The organism is Aerococcus sp. L_32 (assembly GCF_050689315.1).
The window spans coordinates 1-829 of sequence record NZ_JBOEQF010000810.1; the positions used below are offsets into that span (position 1 = coordinate 1).

At 38.7% G+C, this 829-nt stretch carries 1 protein-coding gene; it reads right to left on the reverse strand.

Annotated elements, in window-relative coordinates; translation table 11 throughout:
• Nucleotides 1-829: V-type ATPase subunit (locus ACRCJ0_RS16635; RefSeq protein WP_431391269.1), on the reverse strand; the 829-nt coding region annotated here is incomplete at both ends.

An 829-nucleotide genomic window follows, 5' to 3' on the forward strand; every position in this document is an offset into this window, starting at 1 on the left:
CTCTAGATCATATTCTTTCGCGTTTAAAATTAACCTCAAATTGGCTACTTCGTTTTCTTTAAAATAAATATATGCCAATACAGGCATTGGTCCAAATGGTACCCAAGCTGCCTGGCGAATTTCTTCGGCCTCAATTTTCTTGATTTTTTTGTCTAATTGCACCACATCAATTGGATCATTTGCACTTATACGGTCATTTATCTTGCCTGCAAATGGTAAGCTGGCAAATTTATCCAATACGCGGTTATAGTCATTGCTAGTTGCTAAATTAACTAGTTCCACTTCTTCAAAAGTACCATCATCAGATAAGACTGCTTCTAAGAACCCACGAGAACGACCTTGCTTCATCCCACGAACAACCATAGATAAGTTTTCTAAATCAATCATCATCAATAAGGTATTCGCCATATCTTGATCATCAGATTTGTCAGCGATGTCTCTTAAGTGGCCTAGGTAAGAATGGTCCAATAGGATCGAAATGCCGTCCAAGTCATGGTATTCTTCGTAATAATCGCGTGCATGTTGGACGCCTTCTTTCATGACTTCTGGGAATTGGTTACCTTCACCAGTTTGCATTAATGTCCGTAAGGCTTCGATTGAAAAACGGCCGATGTTGATATACATGTGCGAGAAATCTCGTTCTGTATACCATTCTTTGAATAATACTTTCAAATTGTGGTAGCTGTAACGCAAGGCAAATACGTCTACCACTTCATCTACAGGTGTTTCTTCATATAAACCAGCATACATTTCACGTAAATCACGGGTTAGGAACCCTTCGAAATCATGTGTTTCTCCGATATTTTCTGGGATATGATAGTTGGTTTTG